Annotated in this window: 25 protein-coding genes; 14 read left to right on the top strand and 11 right to left on the bottom strand. The window is 42.3% G+C overall.

Features of this window, described 5'->3' with window-relative positions:
- Nucleotides 1-263 precede the first annotated feature (263 nt).
- The 4 genes from AB4160_RS10745 to AB4160_RS10760 form a co-directional block, all read right to left on the bottom strand.
- On the bottom strand, nt 264-710 hold the full coding sequence (locus AB4160_RS10745; protein ID WP_372000703.1) for a thioesterase domain-containing protein: 447 nt from the start codon (nt 708-710) through the stop codon (nt 264-266).
- Nucleotides 711-721: 11 nt separating this feature from the next.
- A complete protein-coding gene (gene dtd / locus AB4160_RS10750) occupies nt 722-1,171 on the bottom strand; it encodes a D-aminoacyl-tRNA deacylase (protein ID WP_102439862.1) in 450 nt (149 codons plus the stop codon).
- A gap of 69 nt (nt 1,172-1,240) precedes the next feature.
- Nucleotides 1,241-1,810, bottom strand: coding sequence for a hypothetical protein (locus tag AB4160_RS10755; protein ID WP_372004574.1), 570 nt, complete (start codon nt 1,808-1,810; stop codon nt 1,241-1,243).
- 105 nt (nt 1,811-1,915) lie between these two features.
- Nucleotides 1,916-2,794, bottom strand: coding sequence for a virulence factor BrkB family protein (locus AB4160_RS10760; protein ID WP_372004576.1), 879 nt, complete (start codon nt 2,792-2,794; stop codon nt 1,916-1,918).
- Between the two features lie 89 nt (nt 2,795-2,883).
- On the opposite strand from AB4160_RS10760, the gene AB4160_RS10765 reads away from it, so the two are divergent.
- The gene (locus AB4160_RS10765; RefSeq protein WP_076538103.1) at nt 2,884-3,105 is read left to right on the top strand and encodes a hypothetical protein; all 222 of its coding nucleotides are present in this window, start codon (nt 2,884-2,886) and stop codon (nt 3,103-3,105) included.
- Between the two features lie 27 nt (nt 3,106-3,132).
- A complete protein-coding gene (locus AB4160_RS10770; protein ID WP_372004579.1) occupies nt 3,133-3,780 on the top strand; it encodes a DUF2959 domain-containing protein in 648 nt (215 codons plus the stop codon).
- A 38-nt stretch (nt 3,781-3,818) separates the two neighbouring features.
- On the opposite strand, the gene AB4160_RS10775 is transcribed toward AB4160_RS10770, so the two are convergent.
- The 4 genes from AB4160_RS10775 to glnA all read right to left on the bottom strand — a co-directional run bounded on the left by AB4160_RS10775 (nt 3,819) and on the right by glnA (nt 10,439).
- Nucleotides 3,819-4,745 carry a hypothetical protein gene (locus AB4160_RS10775; RefSeq protein ID WP_133126585.1) on the bottom strand — a complete coding sequence of 309 codons (927 nt, stop codon included), beginning with the start codon at nt 4,743-4,745 and terminating at the stop codon, nt 3,819-3,821.
- A gap of 266 nt (nt 4,746-5,011) precedes the next feature.
- Nucleotides 5,012-6,211: a dicarboxylate/amino acid:cation symporter gene (locus tag AB4160_RS10780; protein ID WP_372004581.1), complete on the bottom strand. Its 1,200-nt coding sequence runs from the start codon at nt 6,209-6,211 to the stop codon at nt 5,012-5,014.
- A gap of 194 nt (nt 6,212-6,405) precedes the next feature.
- Nucleotides 6,406-8,706: a carbohydrate-binding family V/XII gene (locus tag AB4160_RS10785; RefSeq protein WP_372004582.1), complete on the bottom strand. Its 2,301-nt coding sequence runs from the start codon at nt 8,704-8,706 to the stop codon at nt 6,406-6,408.
- 323 nt (nt 8,707-9,029) lie between these two features.
- Nucleotides 9,030-10,439 (bottom strand): glutamate--ammonia ligase, encoded by a 1,410-nt coding sequence (glnA, locus tag AB4160_RS10790; RefSeq protein ID WP_372004584.1) that lies wholly within the window; start codon nt 10,437-10,439, stop codon nt 9,030-9,032.
- A gap of 477 nt (nt 10,440-10,916) precedes the next feature.
- Here glnA and typA point away from each other — a divergent pair, with 477 nt between their 5' ends.
- From typA to AB4160_RS10820, 6 genes are all read left to right on the top strand, one after another.
- Complete coding sequence (gene typA, locus AB4160_RS10795) at nt 10,917-12,734, top strand: translational GTPase TypA (RefSeq protein ID WP_076538117.1); 1,818 nt, start codon at nt 10,917-10,919, stop codon at nt 12,732-12,734.
- 173 nt (nt 12,735-12,907) lie between these two features.
- A complete protein-coding gene (locus AB4160_RS10800; RefSeq protein WP_102440175.1) occupies nt 12,908-13,219 on the top strand; it encodes a pyrimidine/purine nucleoside phosphorylase in 312 nt (103 codons plus the stop codon).
- Between the two features lie 91 nt (nt 13,220-13,310).
- On the top strand, nt 13,311-13,859 hold the full coding sequence (locus AB4160_RS10805; protein WP_102440174.1) for a DUF4124 domain-containing protein: 549 nt from the start codon (nt 13,311-13,313) through the stop codon (nt 13,857-13,859).
- A gap of 126 nt (nt 13,860-13,985) precedes the next feature.
- Nucleotides 13,986-15,023: a nitrogen regulation protein NR(II) gene (glnL, locus tag AB4160_RS10810; RefSeq protein WP_372004587.1), complete on the top strand. Its 1,038-nt coding sequence runs from the start codon at nt 13,986-13,988 to the stop codon at nt 15,021-15,023.
- 30 nt (nt 15,024-15,053) lie between these two features.
- The gene (glnG, locus tag AB4160_RS10815; protein ID WP_102440172.1) at nt 15,054-16,469 is read left to right on the top strand and encodes a nitrogen regulation protein NR(I); all 1,416 of its coding nucleotides are present in this window, start codon (nt 15,054-15,056) and stop codon (nt 16,467-16,469) included.
- Nucleotides 16,470-16,714: 245 nt separating this feature from the next.
- Nucleotides 16,715-17,230 (top strand): gluconokinase, encoded by a 516-nt coding sequence (locus tag AB4160_RS10820; protein WP_102440171.1) that lies wholly within the window; start codon nt 16,715-16,717, stop codon nt 17,228-17,230.
- A 162-nt stretch (nt 17,231-17,392) separates the two neighbouring features.
- Here AB4160_RS10820 and AB4160_RS10825 read toward each other — a convergent pair whose 3' ends face one another.
- Together AB4160_RS10825 and AB4160_RS10830 are read right to left on the bottom strand one after the other, a co-directional pair.
- Nucleotides 17,393-18,262, bottom strand: a complete 870-nt coding sequence (locus AB4160_RS10825; RefSeq protein WP_102440170.1) for a cation diffusion facilitator family transporter — start codon at nt 18,260-18,262, stop codon at nt 17,393-17,395.
- A gap of 65 nt (nt 18,263-18,327) precedes the next feature.
- A complete protein-coding gene (locus AB4160_RS10830) occupies nt 18,328-18,834 on the bottom strand; it encodes a Spy/CpxP family protein refolding chaperone (protein WP_102440169.1) in 507 nt (168 codons plus the stop codon).
- 540 nt (nt 18,835-19,374) lie between these two features.
- Here AB4160_RS10830 and AB4160_RS10835 point away from each other — a divergent pair.
- The gene (locus AB4160_RS10835; protein ID WP_372004589.1) at nt 19,375-20,811 is read left to right on the top strand and encodes a cytochrome C biosynthesis protein; all 1,437 of its coding nucleotides are present in this window, start codon (nt 19,375-19,377) and stop codon (nt 20,809-20,811) included.
- Nucleotides 20,812-21,085: 274 nt separating this feature from the next.
- Here the strand turns inward: AB4160_RS10835 and AB4160_RS10840 are convergent, their stop codons facing one another.
- Nucleotides 21,086-21,847 carry a TetR/AcrR family transcriptional regulator gene (locus tag AB4160_RS10840; RefSeq protein ID WP_303502208.1) on the bottom strand — a complete coding sequence of 254 codons (762 nt, stop codon included), beginning with the start codon at nt 21,845-21,847 and terminating at the stop codon, nt 21,086-21,088.
- A 272-nt stretch (nt 21,848-22,119) separates the two neighbouring features.
- Here AB4160_RS10840 and AB4160_RS10845 point away from each other — a divergent pair, with 272 nt between their 5' ends.
- The 5 genes from AB4160_RS10845 to AB4160_RS10865 form a co-directional block, all read left to right on the top strand.
- Nucleotides 22,120-22,722, top strand: coding sequence for a thioredoxin domain-containing protein (locus tag AB4160_RS10845; RefSeq protein ID WP_303502204.1), 603 nt, complete (start codon nt 22,120-22,122; stop codon nt 22,720-22,722).
- Between the two features lie 8 nt (nt 22,723-22,730).
- Complete coding sequence (locus tag AB4160_RS10850) at nt 22,731-23,342, top strand: disulfide bond formation protein B (RefSeq protein WP_303502202.1); 612 nt, start codon at nt 22,731-22,733, stop codon at nt 23,340-23,342.
- Between the two features lie 179 nt (nt 23,343-23,521).
- Nucleotides 23,522-24,283 carry a hypothetical protein gene (locus AB4160_RS10855; protein WP_303502200.1) on the top strand — a complete coding sequence of 254 codons (762 nt, stop codon included), beginning with the start codon at nt 23,522-23,524 and terminating at the stop codon, nt 24,281-24,283.
- 37 nt (nt 24,284-24,320) lie between these two features.
- Nucleotides 24,321-26,078, top strand: a complete 1,758-nt coding sequence (locus AB4160_RS10860) for an aryl-sulfate sulfotransferase (RefSeq protein ID WP_372004593.1) — start codon at nt 24,321-24,323, stop codon at nt 26,076-26,078.
- Nucleotides 26,079-26,171: 93 nt separating this feature from the next.
- Nucleotides 26,172-26,430 (top strand): hypothetical protein (locus AB4160_RS10865; protein ID WP_372004597.1); only part of this gene is annotated, 259 nt, incomplete at its 3' end.

The following is a 26,430-nucleotide window of genomic DNA, read 5'->3' on the forward strand; positions in this document are numbered from 1 at the left end:
GCAGGTTCCAATATGCGCAATCTAAATCAATGGCATAAAAAATAGCGACATGAGTGTCGCTATTTTTTTAGATAAAGTATTCAATGCTAATTCAGCTTCACGGCACTGTCTACCCGAATTGATTAGTTAACCCATTAACAATTCAGCATTAACTGCAATAAATTAAATTAGTTAGACTTAATCGCGACTACAACAGATAGTGACATATTAATACTTAAATCATCTTCTGATCTAACACCACAGTATCTTGAGCAAAGCTTAAATCAAGTTAACTTAGCAATGCTAAAATACAGCCCAGTAAAGCTGGCACAAAGCTTATCTTTACAATGCAGCTGTACCTCAAGTTTCACTTTTACCTTACCGCCATCAGCAAGGCTTGCTAATGAAACATCTGGCCAAATAACACTAGCAGTGGGGGCTTCAGTAATGGGCGCGCTATAGCGGATGTGTGCATCTGCTAATACGATATCACCACTAAAACCTTGCAACTTTTGCTGTAACCACATCATCCCCCAGCCCGTTAGGGTAGCCAGGGTATAAATACTGCCAGCAAACATGGTTTGATGCAGGTTAATATTGGGCTCGAGCGGCGCGGTAACTGTGAGTGTTTGCTGCTGAAAACTCAGCGGCTGCACTTGCATAAACTCACTCAAAGGAATGGTTTGATACCAAGTGTTTTGCAGTTCAATAAGTTGCTCTTTAGCCGCCATAATGTGCTCCTTTAAACCTGTAAATTAAAGGTCACAGGACCATCATTAACTAACTCTACCTTCATGTTTGCGCCGAAAGAGCCTGTAGCAGTTGTCACCCCTTGTTCACGACAAAAAGCCACGAAAGCTTCATATAGCTCATTGGCTTGATCTGGAGTCGCAGCGCTGGAGAAGCTTGGACGCAGCCCTCGGCCAGTATCAGCGGCTAAGGTAAACTGTGACACTACCAGTAACTCACCACCAGCTTGTTGCAGATTTAAATTCATCTTGCCGTTTTCATCACTAAACACACGATAGCCGATGACTTTTTTGGCCAGCTTTTGCATTTTCTCAATGTCATCGTCACGTTCCACCCCAAGCAGCACTAATAAACCTTTATTGATACTACCGGTGACTTCTTGCCCTAGCTCAGAGTCGATGGTGACACTGGCACGTGTCACCCTTTGGATTAAGCCAATCAATGTTACTTCCTAATACTTACGTGAAGAATTGTGCGATTACTTGCGGATTTACCTACACCAACAATAACCTTAGCCAGCGATATCTTGTTTCATCACTGGGATCGGTTTAATTAAATGCTCAGATCCTTTGGGTAATGATTTACCCACTTGATTAAGGCCTTCATCAGTCCACAACATAAAGCGGCGTAATTCTTCCAGTTCAATGGAATCAACAAATGTCGCAGCGCCTTGTACTTGGATCACCGCCCCATTGTCGCGAATGACGAACTTAGCAAAATTAAGCTTTTGGTTTAGTGAGCCAATTAACAACAATAGCTCTTTACTGCCATGTAATTGCGGATGCACCGCAAACAATCGATTGGTAAGAATACGATCGACCCCTTGCTCACTCATGCTAGGCTGCAGCACAAACTGAGTTTCCCCAAATTGCACCGCCACACTATTAGGGCTGAGTTTAGTGGCTAAGTAACTGGCGTTTAGCAACGTTTTATATAATTCTTCAGCGGCTTGCTCATCGGTCATATTAGCCATGTTGATCATCTTAGGAGCAGCAGAAACTACAGTATCTTCTGTGGTATTTTCGGTGGCGGCGCAAGCAGATAACCCTATTACGCATGCTGCAAGTATCAATTTTTTCATTTTCGTTCCTTGTTAAGTTATCTTTGCTAGCGATAAAGCATCGCAAGTTAACACTCATGTCAGGCTCAAGTGCTAAGCCCAGTCGGTGTATTTATAATGCTTGTGTTACTTCTCATTATCTTCTGAAGTAGAAAAAATCCCGGTATCGAGGTACTCAGGCATCGCGGCCGTTATTTCTGCTCCTAATAAAACAATTATCCACGACACATAAATCCACACAAACAAAATCGGGATGGTGGCTAGCGCGCCATAAATGGCTTCATAACTGGGAAACTGCGTAACATAAAAGGCAAAACCTTTTTTACCCGCTTCAAATAGCATCGCCGCTACCACAGCACCTAATAAGGCATGTAAAAAATGCACTTTTTTATTGGGCACCACCATATACAACAGTAAAATCGAGGACACAGAAAACAACATCGGCAAACGCTCAACCAGCCAAGTCATTAAGCCTGATATTTCGCTATTATCAAATACCGTTAATGACACCACATAAGAGGTTGCCACTAAGCTGGCACCAATCAATACTGGCCCTAATGTCAGTACCATCCAATACATAGAAAAAGACACCATATAAGAGCGGCTTTCAGTGGTACGCCAAATATTATTCAGCGCTTTATCGATAGCAGAAATTAGCAACAAGGCCACCACCACTAACGCAATCACCCCGACAAAGGTGCCCTTTGAGGCATTTTCAACAAATTCATTGATATAAACCTGTACGGTATCGCCAGCGGCAGGCAAAAAGTTGTCGTAAATAAAGCTCTCAATTTTACCGCGAATACCTTTAAATACTGGAAACGCCGACAACATCGACATGGTCACCGCCACCATTGGCACTAGTGATAATAGTGTCACATAGGCTAAGTGACCTGCTTTGACATTGATTTGATCTTCTACCAAGCGCTGCTTAAGGTGAAGTATAAATTGCCAAATGCTAATAAAAACTCGTTGGATATAGGCTACATCTATCTTATTTGTCACAATATTCTCTTGATTATTTTATTTTCAATTCTGCGTTTTAATTCGTACAATGTTATAACACGATAGTTACACTCCAAGGGAGCGATTTAATGTCTCAACAAGGTTCTGCTGGTAATGTGATTGCCGCCATCGCCAGTTTCTTTTTCCCAGGTTTAGGTCAACTGGTTCAAGGTCGTATTATAGCTGCAATTCTATTTTTCTGTCTTACAGCAGTATGTTACTTCTTCTGGGTATTAATCATCCCAGCCATTATTGGTGCCATACTTCACCTTTGGAGCATTATTGATGCTGCCACATTTACCGCCGACTAATTCGATAATACGATAAGAGAGTAAACAATGAAGAAATGGATATCCTTGGCATTACTGAGTAGCAGCTTACTACTTAGCGGTTGTCAAAGCGCTTATTATGGCGCCATGGAAAAGGTCGGCTACCACAAGCGTGACATCATGGTTGATCGCGTCCAGGAAGCAAAAGAGTCCCAAGAAGAAGCCCAAGAGCAATTTAGTTCTGCGTTAGAAGAAATGCAGGCGTTACTTGCCTTTGATGGTGGCGATCTTGAAGATGCTTATAACAAAGCTAAAGATGAATATGATTCAGCGCAGTCAGCCGCTGATGAAGTGGGCGATCGCATCGATAAAGTTGAAGATGTAGCTGAAGCTCTATTTGAAGAGTGGCAAGCTGAAATTCAAGAAATCAGCAAAGCGAGCCTACGCCGTAATAGCACCTCTAAATTGAATGAAACCCAGCGCTCTTACGATTCATTGGTCAAAGGCATGCGCCGCGCCGAAGCAAAAATGCCTCCGATCCTGACGGCTATGAAAGACAATATGTTGTATTTAAAGCATAACCTTAATGCGCAGGCCATTGGCGCCATTAAAGGTGAATTCCAAAGCCTGCAATCAGATATTACTAGCTTGATCAGCGAAATGAACAAATCGATTGCTGAATCGAATAAGTTTATTGAAGCCATGGAAAAGGGTTAACATCTTAAAAATAAAGTGAGCAGCTTTTAAGTCCTGACTTAAAAGCTGCTTTTCTCTTTAGTTGCCAATTTATCCAGTTCAGAACAAGTCTTAACGCCATCTCGGCAAGCAATCAATGTCACCTCAATATGTGTAAGCATCTGCTTTTGATCAAGTATAAAACCCTGCGAGGCAGCCAAGTGTGATAATACTTGATAAGCCTCAGTCTCTACTGAGCCAAACTGGAATGTATCGCCATTACTGAGTGATGCAATTGCAGTCATTGATAACTGATTATTGTTACTATCTTTTAGCTTTCGAGCTGAAAAATGTAACCTTTGCTCATCATCAAAGCCGCTAACGAGTGACGTTAACGTCGATTTATCGGCAAATTCAAATGTTATTTCAGGGGATAAATTAGCAATGGGGGTATTATATTCAACCCCTTGGATATAGGCTTCAAACCACATCTTTTTGAACTGGTAATAAGTTATCTTACGCTTCCAATCTGCATTAATTTGCACTATTCGGTCTTTATCATTAACTAATGACCATGCTGTTGCGGCAATGTCTGGAGCAACCTTTATTTGTAGCGGCTCAAAAAAGTCCTGCTGATATAAATACTCTGCATAAGTAATAAACTGTTCACGCTCGAGATTTTGTGGCGCTAAGGGAATAATGGTAGAGCGGTCTTCAAACTGGCAAATGCCTTGGGTGGCAGAGCGATTATAGTCACTACACACTTCAACCATTAATTTAATTACTTCAAATTTACGTAGCTCAAATTGGCTAAAGTTAACCACATTCATAAACGCGTGCTGGCGATTGGCTAACGCTGATAATGCTGCAGCTTGATATTTTTTATCTGAATTACAGTCATTACATTGAAGGTTTATGCTGCCAACTTTATTATTCGCAAAGACATTAGCAGTGACCAACATCAGCATTATTAACAGTACTAATTGGCTTAAAAATCCATTTCTCAAACTATTCCATCCCTATATAAAATTATACGTAACAAGCTAATAATAATCTAAAAGTAGCAATCGCGCCTGATGGCGCTGCAGTGAAATCAATACCCTAGCGATTAATACAGGTCAATGTAGTCATTTTTAGGCACAGCGAAAATCAGCGTATGATTATAATAAGCAATCAGATTGCCGCATGGGTTCTAATTTTGTTCAACGTTAAGGGGGAGTATCCCCCAATTAAAGCTCCGACTTACATCCCCCTTAAACTCAGTTCAGTTAATTCAATTTATATAATGCCTACCATTAATCCGTTGAATAATTTGAGTGGCCGTTAAATCATGTACCACATTGATGACAGTCGATGCTGCATCGGTAATGGCGCCTAATACCACCAAAATAGGGATCACTTCGACGGGTAAGCCTAAGGTTGTCACAATAAAGATTTCCCCTAAAAATGCCCCGCCAGGCACGCCGCCAATGACAAATGCTGACAGCACCGAAATCAAAATGGTTAACATAAACACATCCGCGCTAAAGTCGAGCCCAAGTAATGAATAGATAAATACGATTTTAAGCGCGGTTATCATCGCTGCGCCGCCTTTATTTAAATTCACCAATAGCGGCAAGCTGATTTCAGCTATTTGCTCATTTAAACCCATTTTACTTGCTGTGCGAATATTAACTGGCAAGGTGGCCAAAGAGGAACTAGTACCTAGGGCGGTTACTGCAGGAGCTAACATATGCTGCCAAAAATTATTTACTCCTTTCCCTCCACCTCCAATCCATGCATATAGCGTTGAGCCTAAAGTTAAATACAAAAAGGTTGCCACTAAAAATAGCGCAATAGCTCGGGCAAATGTGCCCATTAACTCAGCATCTTGACTGGCCATAGTTGCGGCAAAATAAGCCCCTAAGCCAATTGGTGCTAAGTACATTAAGATGGCTATGATTTTCATGATCACGGTATTAAAGCTATCCAATAATGCCGAAACTTTGAGGCCGTCTTCACCTGATTGACCAATCGCTATTCCGGTGATCAGCGACATAATGATCAGCGCTAAAATATTCGATTTAGACATTAAGCCCACAAAATCATTGGTGGTTAATAAGCTCACAAAATCCATACTGCCAGTGGTTTCAACGGTATCGGCTAAATCAAGTGTCACTCCTTGGGCAGGGTCAAATGCTAGCGCCAACAAGGTAATGCCTACAGCGGGGATCATCGCCATGACAATGGACACGCCCATGATGGTGGCAAGTATGGAGCCGAGCTTTTTTAAATCGGTCATTTTGGCAATAGATGACATCACGCTAACGGCGACCAAAGGCACAATTATCATGAACAACAAATTGAGAAATATTTGCCCTATGGGTTTAAGTTTTAATGCGATCTCAGGGGCAACTAAACCCAATACTCCGCCTAAAATGAGTGCCGAGAGTAAAATAATCGATGAGCGATAAGCGCTAAGGGCATTCCACATGGTTGGGTTCCAATAATTAAGCTCTAGTGAGCATATGCTGATTTACAATCATAGCTGAGAAGCCATTACACTGAGAGCTAGGCTTACTACAGAGCATTTATGACGGGTAACTTATCTGCTGTAAACTTGACTCTGAACTAATGCGCCCAAGCAAAGCCCGCGACTGCGGGCTTTGGCTAAATTGCGATAAACAGCTATTTTCCTCTGCTTCGCCCTTCTCTGGTCATTCCTGACTGACGCGCTTGTCGAGAACGATTCAGACTTTGATGATCTATGCTACTCGAGCGAGTTCGATTAATTGAGTGACTCATATTACTCGACTGATTACGGCTCGGTTGGCTGTGGCTAGTTTGATTTCGACTCGGTTGAATCGAGGTTGATGGCCGCGTACTTGTAACAGGACGAGTATTATTGGCGGGACGGGTATTACTCGCCGGACGAGTAGTGCTAGATGGCCGTGTCGAAGGAAAACTACTACTATTGCCCTTTGACGGTTTATTTACATTGCTAGGTTTAGACCCTTGAGCTTTTGATGGCACATTATTCCACTTACCATCGCTACGATTTTCCCACTTGCCTTTATTATCACGGGCAACATTACCGTGCTTATCGGCAAACACATCATTAGTGCGCTTTTTATTTACCTTCGCTTTATTAAAATGCTTATTGGCTACACTTGGGCTGGCTAAGCGTTTACGATTCGCCTCGCGATGGTAAAGGTTATTGGGTCTAGCGCGATTATTAGCTAATTTGTTCGAACGCATATGATTATGCATTTTAGTGCGATTACCGACACTGATACTGTTACCAATATTGATACGACCGGTATTGATCACCACTGGTCGTCTATAGCCACCGCCATAATAGCCACCACAGCATGGGCGACGATAACCATAACCGCCTCCCCATACCACACCAGCATTGAAAAAGCCGTTGCTCCAGCTCACGCCAACATTCCAACCTGTCCACGGATTATAACCAACATGTAATCCCCAGGTCGGTGGGCGAGGATAATAATAACGGCCTCGATACGGTGGGTAATACCAGCCGGTACCGTAAATTGGCACCCCATAATAAGGGTATGACCACATATAACCCGGCGTATAACCTACGTAAACCACTTCAGGGGTTGAATCATAAACCTGCACGTAAGTGGTGTTATAAACCGGCGAACTTGCGGGTATCTTGGCAATTTCTTCATCAGGAATATTATCAGCAACAATCCACGGGCCTTTGGCAGTTTTTGAGGTAAACCACACCCCATTATCGACTGCGTAATATGCTTTATTAATGAATAGTACTTGCGTGGCGGTATTGACGGCATAGGAAACCGCGGTGCCAGTAACAACTTCAAATTTAGGCTCGCCATCGTATTCAACCTCCAGTGTGGCTTCATCACGCTTAATCGCTGCAGTTTGCGGGATTTGCGCATCTAGCACTGCTTGATTGGCTTCATCAGTGCCTGCAACTGAGACCCTTAAGCCACCAATATCAGATTCGGGAGGGATATCGTTAAAGCTTTCAGGCAGTTTGTCAGCCCTAACAAACTGCCAAGGTCCGGCCTGCTTTTTAGATTTAAACCAACGCCCAGATAAAAGCACATACATATCGCCAGAGGAGGTCTCTCTTACCCATGGGGTTTCGGTATTGGTGACATAAAGTAACTTACCATCAATCAGACTTTGCCAATTGGGTGAGCCATCAGTGGCCACTAACTCAGTCGGTTCATTAGTGGTAATAATCTGCGGCGCATTGACGGTGCTTTTAGCGGTTTCATCCTCGGTATTCACCATGCTGACCAAATCTTCAGGAGGATACAATGTGACTTGCCATGGCCCCATAGCATCATCTGCCACATACCAAAAGGTACCACTGCTTAAATACAGCTTGTTCGTTTGCGTATTACGGGCAACGGCAAAAGGGGTATTTAACACTCGCTCATAGGGACTATTTTCAATTTCACTAAATTGTGGCTCACCATCATAGGACAGCAACACGCTCAAGTTATTACTGAAGACGATTTCTGGCGCATCGTTGTTAATATTATCTAAGCTGCGTTTTACCTGCTCAGCATTTTCAAGGCTGGCTGACAAACGTTCCATGGATATTTCAAAGCTGGTAGTGGCTAAGGCTTCTGAAACAGTATCGGTGAACGTTTGTTGGTCTTCAGCAGTTGATGAGGGCCAGCGCACTTCGGTGACTTCAATATTACGTACCAAAGCAACATCGTCGTCAGTATCGATTCTAGCGCTAAACCAAAAAGCGCCAAATACAGGGTCGTCTTGACCTTCCACTTCAAATGACATCGCAGCGCGGCTCATCAAGATATTGCCATCTAACGATTCTGGCTGCGGCTGATAAACCACTAAGGTGCCGAGTTTCGTTTCAACATCTTGCGGCCATTCAATTGCTACTGCCGAAAAGGGTAATAGCAACAATGCTATCCATACAGTTAGCACTTGCAGCCAGAGACGTTTGATATTGGTTATCATCATGAGTCCTTATTTTGCAATCATTTGCTATTAATCATGCGCGACTAATAATTAAAAGCGTGTATTTAAGTATATGTAGTAAAATCCATTTATTGCCAATTTGGTCATGATTAACAAGTTAGCATCTATTTGTTCATTTAATATACCGACAAACACATTGAATTTGTAAAATAGATTGTAGAAAAATCAAACAGCCACTTTGCTAAATATCCATCCACCCTGCCGTTTTATGAATATGCAAAGATCAAAAAAGCCCTTACTGGAAACCAGTAAGGGCTTTTTACTAACTGTTATTTACTACTATAAAAGCGGTCTATAAAGACGTCTTATAGTGAGTAGTAAAGTTCAAATTCAACTGGGTGAGTAGTACGTGCAACACGCTCTGCTTCACCTTGCTTGATAGCAATATATGAATCGATAAAGTCATTAGTGAATACTTCACCTTTAACTAAGAACTCACGGTCCGCATCTAAGCTTGCAAGTGCATCTTCTAGTGAAGTCGCAACTTGTGGGATCTCAGTCGCTTCTTCTGCTGGTAAGTCGTATAAATCTTTATCCATAGCTTCACCTGGGTGAATCTTGTTTTGGATACCGTCTAGACCTGCCATTAATAGCGCAGCAAAACCTAAATATGGGTTTGCATGTGGATCAGGGAAACGTGTTTCAATACGACGACCTTTAGGGCTTGGTACCACTGGGATACGGATAGAAGCACTACGGTTACGTGCAGAGTATGCAAGCATGACAGGCGCTTCGAAATGTGGCACAAGACGCTTGTAAGAGTTTGTGCTTGGGTTAGTAAATGCATTCAACGCTTTAGCATGCTTGATGATACCACCAATGTAGTAAAGAGCAGTTTCACTTAAACCAGCGTACTTGTCGCCTGCGAATAAGTTAACGCCATCTTTAGCTAAAGATTGGTGAACGTGCATACCACTACCGTTATCGCCCATTACTGGCTTAGGCATAAATGTCGCTGTTTTACCGTATGCGTGTGCCATGTTATGCACAACATACTTAAGGATCTGAACTTCATCAGCTTTAGCAGTTAGCGTGTTAAAGCGTGTCGCGATTTCGTTTTGACCGGCTGTAGCAACTTCATGGTGATGCGCTTCAACAACTTGACCCATTTCTTCAAGTACTAAACACATAGCACTACGTAAGTCTTGTGATGAATCAACTGGTGCTACTGGGAAGTAACCACCTTTAACGAATGGACGGTGACCAGTGTTACCATCTTCATAGCTAGTACCTGAGTTCCATGCCGCTTCTTTTGCATCAACTTTAGCAAAACAACCTGACATGTCAGCACCAAACTTAACATCGTCAAATAAGAAGAACTCTGGCTCTGGACCAATTAATACTGTGTCAGCAATACCAGTAGACGTTAAGTATTCTTCAGCTTTTTTAGCAATAGAACGTGGGTCACGGTTGTAACCTGTCATTGTGCCTGGCTCTAAGATGTCACAACGGATTAGTGCAGTTGTTTCTTCTGTGAAAGGGTCAAGAACAAACGTGCTCGCATCTGGCATAAGTACCATGTCAGATTCGTTAATGCCTTTCCAACCCGTAATAGACGAACCATCGAACATTTTGCCGTCTTCAAAAAAATCTTCATCAACCTGATGAGATGGGATAGAAACGTGTTGTTCTTTACCTCTGGTATCGGTAAAGCGTAAATCAACAAACTTAACTTCCAATTCTTTAAGTTGCGTTAAAACAGATTCAGCTGACATTCTTAAGCCTCCGGTAGAGTAAGGGTATTCCCTTTTATAATTCAAGTTCACCACTATACTACGACATTAAAGACGCGTATGTGTCGAAATATCACATAATTGACAATCTTAAAGCTATTACCATGCCAACTGAATAAGTATATGATTTTTATATATTTGACTTAATAGCCAATTATCGAAAACACAATTTTGCATCATTTTAGTGCAAGCGCACGCACTATTATGGTTCAAATTCTATTTTGGTGCGCGGCTAAAAACACTGCGCTGATTGTTTGTCACATTTCTGAATCGTTACTATTATATGATGCTATAAATGCCAAAATTGATGGTTATTTTTTAGCTAATCACAAAGTGTACAAAAATAATCCTATCCGCAAAGCGTCTCGTGGAGTAGAATGGCACGCTTTTTTATGGTGGCTAAACTTAATGCCGCTATAAACTCCTATTTATTTGTTTGATGGTATAGAGGTTTTATCCGTGTTAGAGAATTTACGTAACATCGCCATTATTGCTCACGTCGACCATGGCAAAACGACCTTGGTAGACAAGCTTTTGGCACAGTCAGGCACCCTTGAAAGTCGAGGCGAAGCCGCAGAACGTGTAATGGATTCTAACGATCTTGAAAAAGAACGTGGTATCACCATTTTGGCTAAAAATACCGCCATCAAATGGAACGACTACCGTATTAATATCGTAGACACTCCTGGTCACGCCGATTTCGGTGGTGAAGTTGAACGTGTTCTATCTATGGTAGATTCAGTATTACTTTTAGTTGATGCAGTTGATGGCCCAATGCCACAAACTCGCTTCGTAACTAAAAAAGCGTTTGCTCAAGGCCTTAAGCCAATTGTTGTAATCAACAAGATTGACCGTCCAGGCGCTCGTCCTGATTGGGTTATTGACCAAGTATTCGATTTATTCGACAACTTAGGTGCAACTGACGAACAGTTAGATTTCCCTATCGTTTATGCTTCTGCATTAAATGGTTTCGCGACCCTTGATCCAGACGAAACTAGCGAAGACATGACACCTTTATTCCAAGCAATTGTTGAAAAGGTTTCTTTCCCTGATGCTGATGCTGAAGGTGAATGTCAAATGCAAATTTCTCAAATCGATTACAACTCATACGTAGGTGTTATCGGTATTGGTCGTGTTAAACGTGGTAGCGTTAAGCCTAACCAACAAGTAACTATTGTTGGTGCAGACGGTAAGACACGTAACGGTAAAGTTGGCCAAGTATTAGGTTACATGGGTCTTGACCGTCACGAAGTTGCTGAAGCTAACGCTGGCGACATCGTTGCAATTACCGGTCTTGGTGAGCTAAAAATTTCTGACACTATTTGTGCTCCAGGCGCTGTTGAAGCCTTGCCTGCTCTTTCTGTTGACGAACCAACGCTAACCATGACTTTCCAAGTAAACACTTCTCCGTTTGCTGGTAAAGAAGGTAAGTATGTTACTTCACGTAATATCCTTGAGCGTTTAGAGCAAGAGCTAATTCATAACGTTGCATTACGTGTTGAAGAAACTGAATCTCCAGATCGTTTCCGTGTTTCAGGCCGTGGTGAATTACACTTAGGTATCCTAATTGAAAACATGCGTCGTGAAGGTTACGAGCTAGCGGTATCACGTCCAGAAGTAATCGTTAAAGAAATTGACGGTGAAATGTGCGAGCCATTTGAAACCTTAACCGTTGATGTTGAAGAAGAACATCAAGGTGCTGTAATTGAAAAATTAGGTACACGTAAAGGTGACATGAAAGACATGCAGCTAGACGGTAAAGGTCGTGTACGTATCGACTTTATCATTCCTAGCCGTGGCTTAATCGGTTTCCAAACTGAATTCATGACAGCGACTTCTGGTACTGGTCTTATCTACCATTCATTCGACCATTACGGTCCAGTGAAAGGCGGTGACATTGGTCAACGTGCTCGTGGTGTATTGATTTCAAACGCTACTGGTAAAGCACTGACTTTCGCATTGTTCGGTTTACAAGAACGTGGTCGTCTATTCATCGGCCATGCTGCTGAAGTATATGAAGGTCAAGTTGTTGGTTTACACGCTCGTGCAAACGATTTAACAGTTAACTGTTTGAAAGGTAAGCAACTTACAAACATGCGTGCATCAGGTACTGATGAAGCACAAGTACTGACTCCGCATATCGAAATGACCCTTGAGCAAGCGCTTGAGTTCATCGATGATGACGAATTAGTAGAAGTAACTCCTGAGAACATCCGTGTTCGTAAGCGTTACTTAACTGAAAACGAGCGTAAGCGTCATAACCGTAGCGCTAAGTAATCGTTTTGATTAGTTAACGATTTCAAATTTTGAGAACCAAAAAACCCGCTTATGGCGGGTTTTTTATTGGCTAAATATACTTAGCCGCAAAACAGCACATGACTTAATTTCACTTTTAACTCACTTAAATCGACTATATATTTTCTCTCAATAATTAATCAACAGAGAATAATATGACCGTCATTAATCACGTTAACGTAGCCAAGCAAGCCAATGTTTATTTTGAAGGTAAAGTCATCAGTCGTACCATTCATTTTAATGACGGAAGCCAGCAGACTCTCGGAGTAGTGTTGCCGGGCGAATACAGCTTTGACACTGCTGTCGCTGAAATCATGAATGTGACTTCAGGTTCATTTGAGGTGCTATTACCCAACAAGAGTGAATGGCAAACCGTTCCAGCAGGTCAACTGTTTACACTTGATGCGAAAGTCACCTTTAAAATTCGTACCCATGAAATTAGCGAATATTGCTGCGAGTACAAGTAATTAGCCTATGTTAATCAGCAGTTAATACTGATCTTTAATTCAAAAGAGGCTAATATTATAAAGTTTAAAGCTGAAGGTGAAGGAACCCCAAATGCGTTTAACCTTATTAATAACTCTTATTTTATGCAGTGTTATCTTTTCTATCAGTCATGCCACCGTGTATCGCTGGGTTGATGAACAAGGAAATGTACATTACAGCGACCAACCACGAGAAAATGCTGAACAAGTAGAATTGAGTGAAAATACCCAAAACAGTGTTGCTGCGCCCACCGTCATAGAAACAGACAGCAGCCCAAAAGAAGCTAAACCAGTAGAGTATCGGGTACGTATTGTTAATCCGACCCAAGAAGAAACCATTCGCAATAACAATGGCAACTTTACTGTGGTTGCCAGTGCTGCACCAGAATTACCCAGTGGCTTTTTAATGGCGCTGTATATCGACGACTTACTTTATGGTCAGCCGCAATCAAGCAGTATTTTTAATGTTACCGAAGTGAATCGCGGTGAACATAATCTCGTGGTTAAAGTTTTGACCCAAAACGGCAAAGTCCTTGCATCAAGTTCTCCAAGAAAGATATTTCTACACCAAGCATCTGTTTTCTCAATCGCAAAGCCTCGACCTTTGCCAAGTAAAAAGTGATATATATCAAAAAGATAAATATTATGAATTTGAGATTGTTTTAACAAGTTGCCAGTGTAGAACAAGTTGCGCATCGCACCATATTGGTGCAACATAGTAGTGCAACTCTACTTTGCAGGACACTTGATGGACATGAACAATCTGCTGAATCATTTGGTTACCGCTGTATTCGTTATCGATAACGAATTACGGTCGCGTTATGCCAATGCTGCAGCTGAACAACTTCTTGGTATTGGCAGCAATAAATTACTAGAGCAGCGTTTACCTGAGCTATATCAGTTCATGGGCGTTGAAGCCGAGCTCCTCCAAGACTCGGTTAACGCAAATCAAGGGATCACCGTCAACACTGCGGCGTTAATTACTCTTGATGGCGTGCACCACATCATCGATATCACCCTGATACCGATGGAAAGTGAAGACAACATCAGCCTGCTAGAACTACGTCAAGTTGATCAACAACATCGTATTCATCAACAACTTAATTTAGATGCTCAGCAACAGGCGGCACAATTTTTAGTGCGTAACCTCGCCCATGAAATTAAAAACCCATTAGGTGGCTTAAGAGGCGCGGCGCAACTATTATCTCGGGAACTAGAAGACCCAAGCCTTAAAGAATTTACCGATCTGATTATTGAGCAAGCCGATAGACTACGAAATTTAGTTGATAAACTATTGGGCCCTCAGCGCCCGACTCAACATGAAACCCACAATATTCATCAAATAGTTCAAAAAGTGCTGCGCTTAGTCGAGCTAACCCTACCAAGCAATATCCGCTTGGAGCGAGATTATGACCCTTCAATCCCCGATATGGACATGGATGCTGATCAATTACAGCAAGCGGTGCTCAATGTGGTGCAAAATGCCGCGCAAGCATTAGATCCTAATGGCGGAGAAATACTCATCCGCACTCGCACCCAGCATCAAGTCACCATAGGCACTAAGCGTTTTAAGCTGGTACTGGCATTGTCGATTATCGATAACGGCCCAGGGATCCCTGCAGACCTATTAGATACCTTGTTTTATCCCATGGTCACCGGCCGTGAGGAGGGCTCAGGATTAGGATTATCCATCGCCCATAATATTGCACGATTACATGGAGGTCGGATTGATTGTATATCGGCACCAGGACAAACAGAATTTACGATTATTTTGCCATTACAATAATTTGCCAATGATGGCTCAAGAGGAAGTGATATGAACATAAGCGAACAAGTTTGGATCCTTGATGACGACAGCTCGATTCGCTGGGTTTTAGAAAGAGCCTTAGCGGGAGCTAAACTGACAACGGCAAGTTTTGCCGCTGCAGAGTCGTTATGGCAAGCCTTAGAAATATCTCAGCCTATTGTCATCGTATCTGATATCCGTATGCCGGGTACCGATGGCTTAACCTTGCTTGATCGCTTGCAAATGCACTATCCGCATATTCCGGTGATCATCATGACGGCTCATTCGGATCTGGATAGTGCCGTCAGTGCCTATCAAGCAGGGGCATTTGAATATTTGCCAAAGCCTTTTGATATTGATGAAGCCATTGCGCTGGTAGAGCGCGCACTGACCCATGCAACAGAGCAAGTACCGCCGCCTGTAGCTGAGCCAGAAAAGCTTAAAACACCAGAAATTATTGGTGAAGCGCCTTCAATGCAGGAGGTGTTTCGCGCTATTGGCCGTTTATCTCGCTCATCAATTAGTGTGCTTATTAACGGTCAGTCTGGTACCGGTAAAGAGTTAGTTGCTGGGGCGCTGCATAAACATAGCCCCCGTAAAGAAAACCCTTTTATTGCCCTTAACATGGCAGCAATCCCCAAAGATTTGATTGAATCTGAATTATTTGGTCATGAAAAAGGTGCCTTCACCGGTGCCGCTAATGTGCGCCAAGGGCGCTTTGAGCAAGCCAATGGCGGCACACTATTCTTAGATGAAATTGGTGATATGCCATTAGATGTGCAAACCCGTCTATTGCGAGTATTGGCTGATGGGCAATTTTATCGGGTTGGTGGTCACATTGCCGTGCAAGTTGATGTACGTATTATTGCCGCAACCCACCAAGACTTAGAATTATTGGTGCAAAAAGGCGATTTCCGTGAAGATTTATTTCATCGTCTCAATGTTATAAGAGTACATTTACCACCGCTTTCTCAGCGCCGTGAGGATATTACTCAGTTAGCAAGCCATTTCCTTGCCACTGCCGCCAAAGAAATCGGCGTTGAGCCTAAAATCCTCACTAAAGAAACCGCTAAAAAACTTGAGCAACTGCCGTGGCCGGGTAATGTGCGTCAGCTTGAAAATACCTGCCGCTGGTTAACAGTGATGGCATCGGGGCAAGAAATCCTGCCTCAGGATTTACCGCCTGAGCTGCTAAAAGATCCCATCAGTGCCAGCGAGCGTGTTAATGGTGTTTCTGATTGGCAAATGGCGCTGACCCAATGGATTGATGAAAAGCTCTCTGCCGGTGAAAGTGATTTATTAACTGAAGTGCAACCTGCCTTTGAGCGAATTTTACTTGAAACCGCACTAAAGCATACTCAAGGCCATAAACAAGAAGCCGCTAAACGTTTAGGCTGGGGGCGTAATACCCTCACCCGCAAGCTAAAAGAGCTTGAAATGGATTAAAGTCCTGCTTATTTCAGCCTAAAAGGAGTCCTATTTCGATAATGAAATGACTCCTTTTTTATGACTATATTGATTTAGTTTTGTAGTTTAAGCACTATTAACTCAGAGTATAAGCATTATTAACTCAGAGTATAAGCATTATTCAGAGCTTCGAATATGGAGCGAGTAACAACCCTCAATTACCACAAACACATGAGCTGTAAAGCCGCGAAGTATATCGCTCAACATAACTGCAAGGACTGAAAATGGCCGCAAAAAGCATTATTGTCATGGGCGTATGTGCCAGCGGAAAAAGTAGCATTGCTGCGCGCTTAGCTGCTGTTATCAAGGCTAAGTTTATTGACGGTGACGATCTACATCCTAAAGCCAATATCATCAAAATGGCCAAGGGCGAAGCGCTCAATGATACCGACCGCGCCCCTTGGCTTGAGCGCATAAGGGATGCTGCATTTAGCATTGAACAAAAAAACGAAACTGCAGTGATTGTCTGTTCAGCATTAAAACAAAGCTATCGCGAGCAAATACGCGAGGGCAATAATCATGTGGTATTTCTGTATCTTGAAGGCAGTTACCAACTAATTTTAAAAAGAATTCAAGCCCGTCATGGCCATTTTATGAAAGCTGACATGCTTGATAGCCAGTTTGCCACCTTAGAAGAGCCAAGCAATGAGCCTGACGTGATCACTGTCAATATTGATAATTCTATTGAAGCCATTGTCCAGCAAGCTTTAAAAGCTTTAACCGAGTTAGAATCAAGTTAATTTCGACCGCAACATTATCAAAACCGCACTCATCACTTGGGTGCAGATGTAAAAAAGCCTTAACTGCATATAACAGTTAAGGCTTTTTATTTGGCTAATATTGCCCTTGATAGCAACAGTATTATTAACTGCGGTATCAACTGCAATTGATGTCATCAACCATTAAATCGGGTCTTGGTGAATAATCACTTCGGCATCTTCAAACTCTGCCCGTAAGCGATCTTCAGTGCCATCAGTAATTTCGTGGGCTTCAAGTAATAACAGTTGCCCATTTAATTCAATATGAAATTGAATGAAGGTGGTTTTACCGGCCTGACGCGTCCGTAAATCATGAATACCATTCACCCGCGGATCCGCGGTGGCAATGGCAACAATCTGCGCCCGAGTCTCTTCATCCAGCTCCCTGTCTAATAACGACTGAACCGAGCGATACGCTAAATCAAATGCTTGATGACCAATGTATAAGGCAATCAATACTGCAAACAAGCCATCAGCCCACCACCAGCCATATTGTGCTAATACCAATGCCAGCAATACTGCACCGTTTAAAAATAAATCTGATTTATAATGCAATGAATCCGCTTCGACTATGGTGCTGTTGGTCTTGGCTAAGGCTTTTTTCTGCAGTATCACCAAGGCAAAAGTCATGACTAAGGCAATAATGGAGACAATGACCCCAAGGCCTGCATGGGCCACCTCTACCGGATTAATTAACCGTTCGCCACCATAAAACATCAACAAAAATGCTGAGCCTAAGATGAAAGCAGATTGGGCAAGTGATGCAAGAGGTTCGGCTTTACCATGACCATATCGATGGTCGTCATCAGCGGGTAAAATGGCATAGCGAATAGCGATGAAATTCACTATGGATGCTAAGGCATCAGCAAAGGAGTCAGTAAGGGAAGCTAACATACTCGCCGACCCTGAATAGAGCCAAGCGAGTAGTTTTATCACGATCAGGATTAATGCTGTTGCCACCGCGGCTCGGCTGGCAAGTTTTACCCAAAAATCGTATTCAGATTCTGCAGTCATAATAGAGAAAACACTAGTAATTAAGCCATTTAGTTAATCTCTATTATAGCGGAGTCTTGGTTTATTTAACGAGAACCTTTACCTTTTACCTTGGTAAAGCGTGATTCAAATTTCTGTTGCTGCTCTTCTGTCAAAATTTGATAGATTTCATTTTGCATTTTGAAGAAATTCATCATTTGTTGTGTTTGCTTCGCCTGCTTAGCAGCAATGATTTGCTCAGCTTGAGACTCATTAAAGTTGGCATCAGTAATTAACGCTAACATGTCTGCTTTATGTGCACTGCGCTCTTCTGCTGAAGGACGCTCGCCTTTTTCAGCTTTGTACTTAGCCATAATCGCTTTAACGTCAGTCTTTTGCGCTTCGGTAAGATCTAAAGAACGTAGCATTTTACGTACGCCTTTATGCATGCTTTTACCGTGATGTTTGCCGCCGTGAGCACGTTCACCTTTTTGGGTTTGCTCAGTTTTAACTGAGGTATCTGCAGGCTCTGCGGCATAAAGTTGACCAGCTAATAATGCTGATGATGCTACTAGAGCTAAAACGCTGCTTTTCATCTTTAATCGTGTTTTCATAATCTCACCTTTTATCTCAAGTTATTGAACCCGCTAAGACCGACGGTTAACCATTTAATCCATCAAATGTAACCAATCAAAAACTCACCTTAGGCTCAAAATCGTTTGTGTTGTCAGTATGAAAATGAACATCGCACTGATAACGGGATCTGGGGTCACCTACATACTGTTTCGTAGGAATGAAACAAGTTTAGCGAATGCAATGTCAATGAGGGTGTTGGCTCAGTAAAAAAATGTAAAGACCATTTTTCAATCAACACATATCTTGTTCTTCAATAAAATTGCCCATAATCACGACCTCGATGCAGAGAATGGGAGCAAGCTCACGTATTAAAGGTTTGATCATTTTCATAATGAACAAAGTTACACTTGTAACATCAAAGTTAGCGCTAAGTAGTTAACATTATGAGACATTAGCTTTATAGCGAGTGCGACTTATCAGAGATAATTTAAGCGCATGTGACAAAAGACTGCAGCTAAGAGTGAATGACTGATGTTATGAGTGACTAAATGCGGTAAATGATTGAATTGAGGTTATGGATGAACAAAGTTGTCAGCAATATCATTTTTATTAGTAGTTTATTATTTTCTGTCTGTGGTTTTGCACAAAGTAACGTGACACCCAGTCCTCACGAACCCAATGCCAGTATTTGGGTTAATCAAACCCAAGCCGGCCCCGAGATTAACTTACACTTTTTTTGGTCTGCGACCTGCCCACATTGTAAGGAGGCTCACCCTTTTATAGATGCCTTAGCAGAGCGCTATAGCTGGATTCATTTACAAGATTACCTTATCAGCGAGCCTGGCAGTGTCGACAAACTCATGGCCGTGGGCGAATTAACCGGGGTTGAACCCAAGTCAGTGCCTTATTTCGCCGTCTGTGGCGAAGCCATTACTGGCTACAACAGCCATGATGTCACCGGACGCTATATTCTGCAGCGCCTAGAGGCTTGTTATCAACGAAATGCAGGCAGCTTGCCAAGCAAAGACTTAATGGCTGATTTCTATACCGAAAAAACCACTGCTAGTAGCCCGCTTTTTGAAACCTGTGCTGATGATTCAGATCCAAATAACCCCAGCACTTGTGGGATGAACTTTAGTACGACTACTAGCGAACAAGCAAAGCTCGATTCAACGCCACATATCCAGCCCGTTGATATTCCGTTAATTGGTGCAGTTCAACCAGAGCAAATGTCACTTCCTGTGTTGACCTTAGTCCTCGCCGGCGTCGATGCCTTTAACCCTTGTGCCTTCTTCGTATTGCTATTTTTGCTTAGCATTATGGTGAATGCCGGTAGTCGTGGCCGCATGTTATTAGTGGGCGGTATCTTTGTGTTTTTCTCGGGCTTTATTTACTTTATCTTTATGAGCGCGTGGCTAAACTTATTCCAGTTACTTGGCGGTGGTGATGGCGGCTGGATAATTACTAGCGCAGGAGTTATCGCACTGGTGGCGGCAGTAGTGAATATTAAAGATTTCTTTTTTGGTAAAGGCGATGTCAGTTTGTCTATGTCAGTTGAAAACCGCGGCAGCTTAATCAAACGCATGGGCAAATTATCTAAAGCTAGCTCTTTACCAAGCTTAATATTGGGTTCGGCATTACTGGCGATTATGGCCAATGCTTACGAGCTACTCTGCACCGCGGGTTTCCCGATGATTTACACCTCAGTGTTATCAATCTCAGGGGTAGATACCGTGCAGCGCTATTTATACCTCATCGCTTATAACCTTATCTATATCATTCCATTAGCGACGATTGTCATTGTTTTTGCTGCCACATTAGGTAAACGTAAGCTCACTGAAAAAGAAGGTGAAGTACTTAAGTTAATGTCTGGGATCATGATGCTAGGCTTAGGCAGCATGTTGGTCCTTAACCCTATGGCACTGCAAAACGTGGTGTTCTCTGTTGGGTTAATTGCAGGGTCTATTTTACTGACCTATATCGTGGTTAAGATAAAACGTTATTTGAAAAAGTAACGTTTAATTTCTAAATGGTGCAGTTGTCGCATTGAACCGCTAAATGTGCCTCTAATTGAGCCGATAATGGAGCCTATGAGCCCATTTAGCGGCAAAGTGCAGCCGAAGCTCAAACCAAAGGGCAAAGGCATACACTCCCTTTTGCTGGTAGCTGCACTTTGTTAAATGACTAAGATGTTAATGGGTAATTCTTTCAATCAGCGATACTTTTAATAAGTTGAGCTTATCTATTAGCGCCTGTTATAAATTGATCTATAACACGCGCCGCTCAAGGTTATAGTTCAATATCTTCTTTGAGCGACTCCATAATGAGCGCGTAATGGCGCATGTCTATTTTACTTTTTTTATATACAAGTGGTGATATGGTTTTTAGCATATTTTCATAACAAACCGATGGACATTGGTGTTGCCACTTTAAGCTATACATAACGCTGCACAGTGAATCAAAAGTCGGCCTGAAGTCGCAATCATAACCAAACTGCCTGACAAATCTATTTTGCCCCATAACAACAGCCCCCCTCTCCACTTGATTAAGCAAAACAATACAGTTTAATACTTCTTCTTTGCTAGATAACAACTCGCCTTCTGCAATAACAGTCTGCCACATAGTTTCAGCTTGCTCTTTTATTTCCATAAAATTAATTTTCAGATTACCGACAAACTCCGAGCTAGCAAGCTCATAGATATGGGGGTTAACACCTAAAAAATTAATACATAGATCATTTTTTTTTGCAGCCAGACATTTCATGGGGTCGTATGACATTGAATAGATGATTTTCTCTTGGTTTGAGAGCGTATCTGAAGAAAGTATCTCATTCACATGGGTAGCCACATCATTGATATGTTGAACATACAGCGACACCACAATGTCTTCTTTGCATTTAAAGTATTGGTACAAGGTTTTTTTTGAACACTCGGCGCGACTGGCTATTGTTGCCATTTTCAAGGAACAAATACCTTGCTCTTTTATGACCTCAGAAGAAGCCTTTAAAATGTTGGTTATAATTTGAGGCGGATCTAGTAAGTAATTGTTCATACTATATTTATTTCAAAATTGAACTCGAAATTATTATCTCACTTCCTGGGTAATATCTCGCCCTATTCCTCCCTATAAAAGCCTATAATGTGATGGAGATTAAAATATTTTAATGTGTGCGACTACCAGCTTTCTTTGTTGCAAAACTGGGAAGTACAGCACTAAAAATGTAAACCTCTGGTTTCCAATAACGTTTCATTGGCTCACGGAACCCGCCGCTGAACCCCGCTAATATAATCATCAGAAACCAACCTGAGTATTAGCGAGAACATATGAAAAAGTCACTTACTACATTAGCAGCAGCATTATTCATGACATTCACAGCATCAGCAGCTGAAATGATTACAATTGACACGCCAGCACTGGATAACACCGTACAAAAAGTGTACTCAGTTTATTGCCCATTTTGCTACAAATACGAACAAGCAGTTACCCCAAACCTCATCAAAAACCTGCCAGCAGGTACCCAATTTCAGGCGATTTGCTTAGAAAACAAAGGGGAGCTTGGCGTTGAGTCGTGCGAAGTGTTAGCCGCCGCTAATACCATTAGCCACAAAAAATACCAACAAGCCAAACTCGCCATGTACGCAGCAATTCATGACAAAAAACTTAAAATCCTTAAAGGCTCTAACGCGGTAGAAGGCGAATTAGCCGCTATTGGCCTTAAAGCCGCAGGTATCTCACTAGCTGATTTTAAGGCTGCGCTGGACACACCACAGGCACAAGAAAAATTGGCCTATGACCGCACTATTGCCCTAACCATCGCCAAAGTTAAAGGTATTCCCGCAATCGTAGTCAATGGCAACAAAATGATAGATACCGGCACTATCACCTCATTAGGCAACCTTGACGAAACCATTAAGAACAACCTTTAGGACTTACCATGATTAATCAATTTAAGCAGTGGGTAGCAGATCTTAAAGCTCACCCGCTACCAACATTAGAAGCCACACAGGAAGGGCGTGCAGTCTGGATTGTAATGACCTCTGTTTGTGTATTTTTGCTGGGTTCAGCTATGGGTTATTTCCAATGGTTCCTTGAAGGTGACCCTTGTGAGAACTGTGTCTACATCCGTTTTAGCCAGTTCTGTATTTTAATCGCTGGCGTGATCATGATTGTCAATCCAAAGCATAACATCCTTAAAGTGCTTGGCTTAGCGCTAGCATGGTACGGCATCATTTACGGTATGGATAAGGCCATTATTTTATCCGGTCAACATGTCGCATCACACGCTGCAGACACAGGGCTAGATCTATTTCAATCCGGTCAAGGCGCAAATGCTTGTTCACTAGAGCCTAGATTCCCACTAAATCTTCCATTACATGAATGGTTCCCATATGAATTTGCCCCTAGCGGTATTTGTGGTGAAGACGATTGGTCACTGTTTGGTTTGAATATGGCTCAATACTGCATCATGAGCTATTGCGTATTTATCATCTGCGCGCTGCCATTAACCATTGCATTTTTAACTAAAACTTTTAAGGCAAGAAAATAATAGCCTCGGTACAAGATGCTGCTGTAGCAATGACTTTAGGCTGCCAGTAATTCGAAAATACTGGCAGCTCATCGACTTAATAGATTGATAACCGTTAACTGTCAGCTTGCTGGGTAACCCATAGAAAATAGCAACATTGATATTTAAGCAACATATAAAAACAATCAGTCAGGATGAAAATGATGAATAAAACAGCGTTAATGATCGGTTTGATGGGGGCGCTTACGATACCTGCGGCCAGTGCCGGGATGCTTGCCGTCGAAGTTGGCATCATGGATTGGAGCGATAGAACCGAAGCTTATTTCGGTGAAGGGAAAAGTGAGAACGAATACATTGCCATCAAGGGTGCCACAGGCAACGCCTTCGGTGACGTTTTTGCCATCGTCAAATTAGAAGATTTTACCGACTCCGATTTAATGGGTTCTGAAATAAACATCGTCGGCCAAATCAACATGGGAGACAGTGACTTTAACTGGTATGGGCAGGTCTTTAATAAGCAAAAGCCCGTCTGGTCAGAAACCAACACCTTACTTGGCTTTAGCCATGACAAAACCTGGGATAACGGCTGGTACACCCAGGTTGCGCTAGCAGGCCACGTTGTCACCTCTGACTACGCCCACTTTAAAAAGGCTAATGGCGAAAGTTTTGATGCTAATGGGTTCAATGGCGGTTACGCATATATAGGTGTCAGCAAAGATTTCAGCGCCTATAACCAAGATTTCAGCTTCAATTGGTGGCAAGAGCATTACTTTGGCCGCGGCGATGATTACCTCATCGTATCTGGCGATATTGAAGACCATGGCTTTAATGGTAGTGCCAACCTCAGATGGCATATCAGTGGCGGCGTTTCGGCAGCAATATCTTACCGATATGCACAGAACAACCTAGGTAAAGAGGGCTGGCAAAATGCCATGTTCTATTCAATGCAATACAACTTCTAAATTAATTTAATACACCAATAATATTATGGAATTCAAGATGAAAAAAACAATATTAAGTTTGACTCTGGCGATTGCGTTTGCAAGTTCTGGTGCAATGGTATCTCACAACGTATACGCAGGCGGAGATTTACCCGGTACTGCTTCGACTGCTGTAGCCCAAGGTCAGTTAGGATTTGTATATGTTGATCCTTACAAGTTTAGCCCTCTGGTAGCAGTGATTGACCTAGGTGGGAAAACTATCTCTGATGTTAATGTAACCGTTATAGGTAAAGGCCGTGATGGCGTTGATATTGATTACCCCGTCAGTAGTAGCCAAGTATTGACGCATAACGGTATTCCTGTTTTTGGTATGTACCCAGATTTCCTTAATACTGTAAAAGTGTCTTACAAGCTTGAAGGTAAAAAGGTAACTGAAGAGTACAAAATTCGCACTTCGGCACTTCCTCAAATCCATATTGATGGACAAGATCGCACGCAATATGAATATGAGCCATTAACAGTAGCAAAAGGATTCGAAGAGCGCCTATACCTCGTTGATGGTCAGGTTATTTTCCCTAATATGCGTGACCATTGGGATTGGCATCCGACACAAAATATCATTGATACACAAGGTGATGTTCGCTGGCATATGCGTGCTGATGTCATCTACGACCGTCCAGGCGGATCAATGTCTTTCAAACAAACTAGCGATGGTAAATTGATTTTTGGTCAAGGCTTGATGTTCCAGCCGAATCAAGGCTTTGATACGCCATACTATGCAAAATATGACTTTTTAGGTAAACCAATTTTCAAGCATGATCTACCTCGAGGCTACAATGGTTTTTCCCATGAAATAACTGAAATGCCAAATGGACATTACTTGTTGCGCGTTGGTAAACGTGACTTTATATCTGCCGATGGTATGAAAGTTGATACCGTTCGTGACGTTGTTATTGAAGTTGATCAAAACGGTGATGTTGTTCATGAGTGGAATTTCAATAACATTCTCGACAATATGCGTGATGATGTATTGTTATCACTGGATATGGGCGCTGTTTGTTTAAATGTAGATGTGGATAAAGCTGGGGCACAAATGGATGCTGAGCAGCTAAGAAATGAACCTTACGGCGACGTTGCCGGAGTCGGTGCGGGTCGTAACTGGTTGCACATTAACTCAATTGGTTATGATGCTGAAGATGATTCAATTATTATCTCAGCTCGTCACCAATCAGCAGTGATCAAAGTCGGTCGCGATAATGAAGTCAAATGGATTCTAGGTACTCCTGCTGGCTGGAAAGGCGAACTTGCCAAGAAAGTGCTGACCCCAGTAAACAAAAAAGGCAAAAAATTAGACTGTAACGACAAAGGTTGTCAAGGTGACTTTGACTGGACCTGGACTCAGCATACCGCTTGGGCAGTACCAGAAAGAGGCACGGTAACCGTATTTGATAATGGCGATGGCCGAGGTCTTGAGCAACCAGCACTGCCTAGCATGAAATACAGCCGCGGCGTTGAATATAAAGTTAATGATAAAAAAATGACCGTGAAGCAAACATGGGAATACGGCAAAGAGCGTGGCTTTGAGTGGTATTCTCCAATCACATCAATTACCGAATGGCAGCAAGATCTTAAAACGATGTTCATGGCTTCTGCATCAGCAGGACTAATGGACCCTAAACAGGCTCCAGAGCATTGGATCACTGAAGTTGACCCAGAAACAAATGAAATTAAAGTCGAAATTAAAGTGAAGACATTAACGAAACATGAGCCTGGCTATCGTTCTACCGTTGTTCGTGCAAACGAAATGTTTAAGTAACATAGTTAGTCTTACTCATATTAAGATTAAACGTTATTTGTAAAAAGTGACAAATCTTCAATAAGTTAATCTAATAAAAGCGAGTGCTATTAAATGGCACTCGCTTTTTGTTTGTGCGCTTTCCAAACCTCGTTTGGATTAAAGTCGTGGCGCTTCGCCCACACCAGACCAAGATGGGTGAAACAGCTCACCCCTCTTGGATCGCCCCAGCAGCCCCTGCGACATTTGCTGAAAAGCGAAAGATTTCCAACGGGGATTGAGTATTCAACTTTCTTTTTAATTTACGGACTAAATGAAATCGAAAGGTTACAGCTGCGAGCTTTGACTGCCGAGAATGGTGTGAATGGTGTGA

The sequence above is a fragment of the Shewanella sp. 10N.286.51.B8 genome, from assembly GCF_041469325.1.
Classification (GTDB): Bacteria; Pseudomonadota; Gammaproteobacteria; order Enterobacterales; family Shewanellaceae; genus Shewanella.

Excerpts from the sequence above, each read along its gene's own strand:
- AB4160_RS10800 (WP_102440175.1), top strand. The coding sequence starts at position 12,908 with ATGACCGTCATTAATCACGTTAACGTAGCCAAGCAAGCCAATGTTTAT.
- AB4160_RS10860 (WP_372004593.1), top strand. The coding sequence starts at position 24,321 with ATGAAAAAAACAATATTAAGTTTGACTCTGGCGATTGCGTTTGCAAGT.
- glnG (WP_102440172.1), top strand. The coding sequence starts at position 15,054 with ATGAACATAAGCGAACAAGTTTGGATCCTTGATGACGACAGCTCGATT.
- AB4160_RS10805 (WP_102440174.1), top strand. The coding sequence starts at position 13,311 with ATGCGTTTAACCTTATTAATAACTCTTATTTTATGCAGTGTTATCTTT.
- AB4160_RS10835 (WP_372004589.1), top strand. The coding sequence starts at position 19,375 with ATGAACAAAGTTGTCAGCAATATCATTTTTATTAGTAGTTTATTATTT.
- AB4160_RS10755 (WP_372004574.1), bottom strand. The coding sequence starts at position 1,810 with ATGAAAAAATTGATACTTGCAGCATGCGTAATAGGGTTATCTGCTTGC.
- AB4160_RS10770 (WP_372004579.1), top strand. The coding sequence starts at position 3,133 with ATGAAGAAATGGATATCCTTGGCATTACTGAGTAGCAGCTTACTACTT.
- glnA (WP_372004584.1), bottom strand. The coding sequence starts at position 10,439 with ATGTCAGCTGAATCTGTTTTAACGCAACTTAAAGAATTGGAAGTTAAG.
- AB4160_RS10825 (WP_102440170.1), bottom strand. The coding sequence starts at position 18,262 with ATGACTGCAGAATCTGAATACGATTTTTGGGTAAAACTTGCCAGCCGA.
- AB4160_RS10845 (WP_303502204.1), top strand. The coding sequence starts at position 22,120 with ATGAAAAAGTCACTTACTACATTAGCAGCAGCATTATTCATGACATTC.
- AB4160_RS10820 (WP_102440171.1), top strand. The coding sequence starts at position 16,715 with ATGGCCGCAAAAAGCATTATTGTCATGGGCGTATGTGCCAGCGGAAAA.
- AB4160_RS10785 (WP_372004582.1), bottom strand. The coding sequence starts at position 8,706 with ATGATGATAACCAATATCAAACGTCTCTGGCTGCAAGTGCTAACTGTA.
- glnL (WP_372004587.1), top strand. The coding sequence starts at position 13,986 with ATGGACATGAACAATCTGCTGAATCATTTGGTTACCGCTGTATTCGTT.
- AB4160_RS10765 (WP_076538103.1), top strand. The coding sequence starts at position 2,884 with ATGTCTCAACAAGGTTCTGCTGGTAATGTGATTGCCGCCATCGCCAGT.
- AB4160_RS10855 (WP_303502200.1), top strand. The coding sequence starts at position 23,522 with ATGATGAATAAAACAGCGTTAATGATCGGTTTGATGGGGGCGCTTACG.
- AB4160_RS10840 (WP_303502208.1), bottom strand. The coding sequence starts at position 21,847 with ATGAACAATTACTTACTAGATCCGCCTCAAATTATAACCAACATTTTA.
- AB4160_RS10780 (WP_372004581.1), bottom strand. The coding sequence starts at position 6,211 with ATGTGGAATGCCCTTAGCGCTTATCGCTCATCGATTATTTTACTCTCG.
- AB4160_RS10850 (WP_303502202.1), top strand. The coding sequence starts at position 22,731 with ATGATTAATCAATTTAAGCAGTGGGTAGCAGATCTTAAAGCTCACCCG.
- AB4160_RS10745 (WP_372000703.1), bottom strand. The coding sequence starts at position 710 with ATGGCGGCTAAAGAGCAACTTATTGAACTGCAAAACACTTGGTATCAA.
- AB4160_RS10830 (WP_102440169.1), bottom strand. The coding sequence starts at position 18,834 with ATGAAAACACGATTAAAGATGAAAAGCAGCGTTTTAGCTCTAGTAGCA.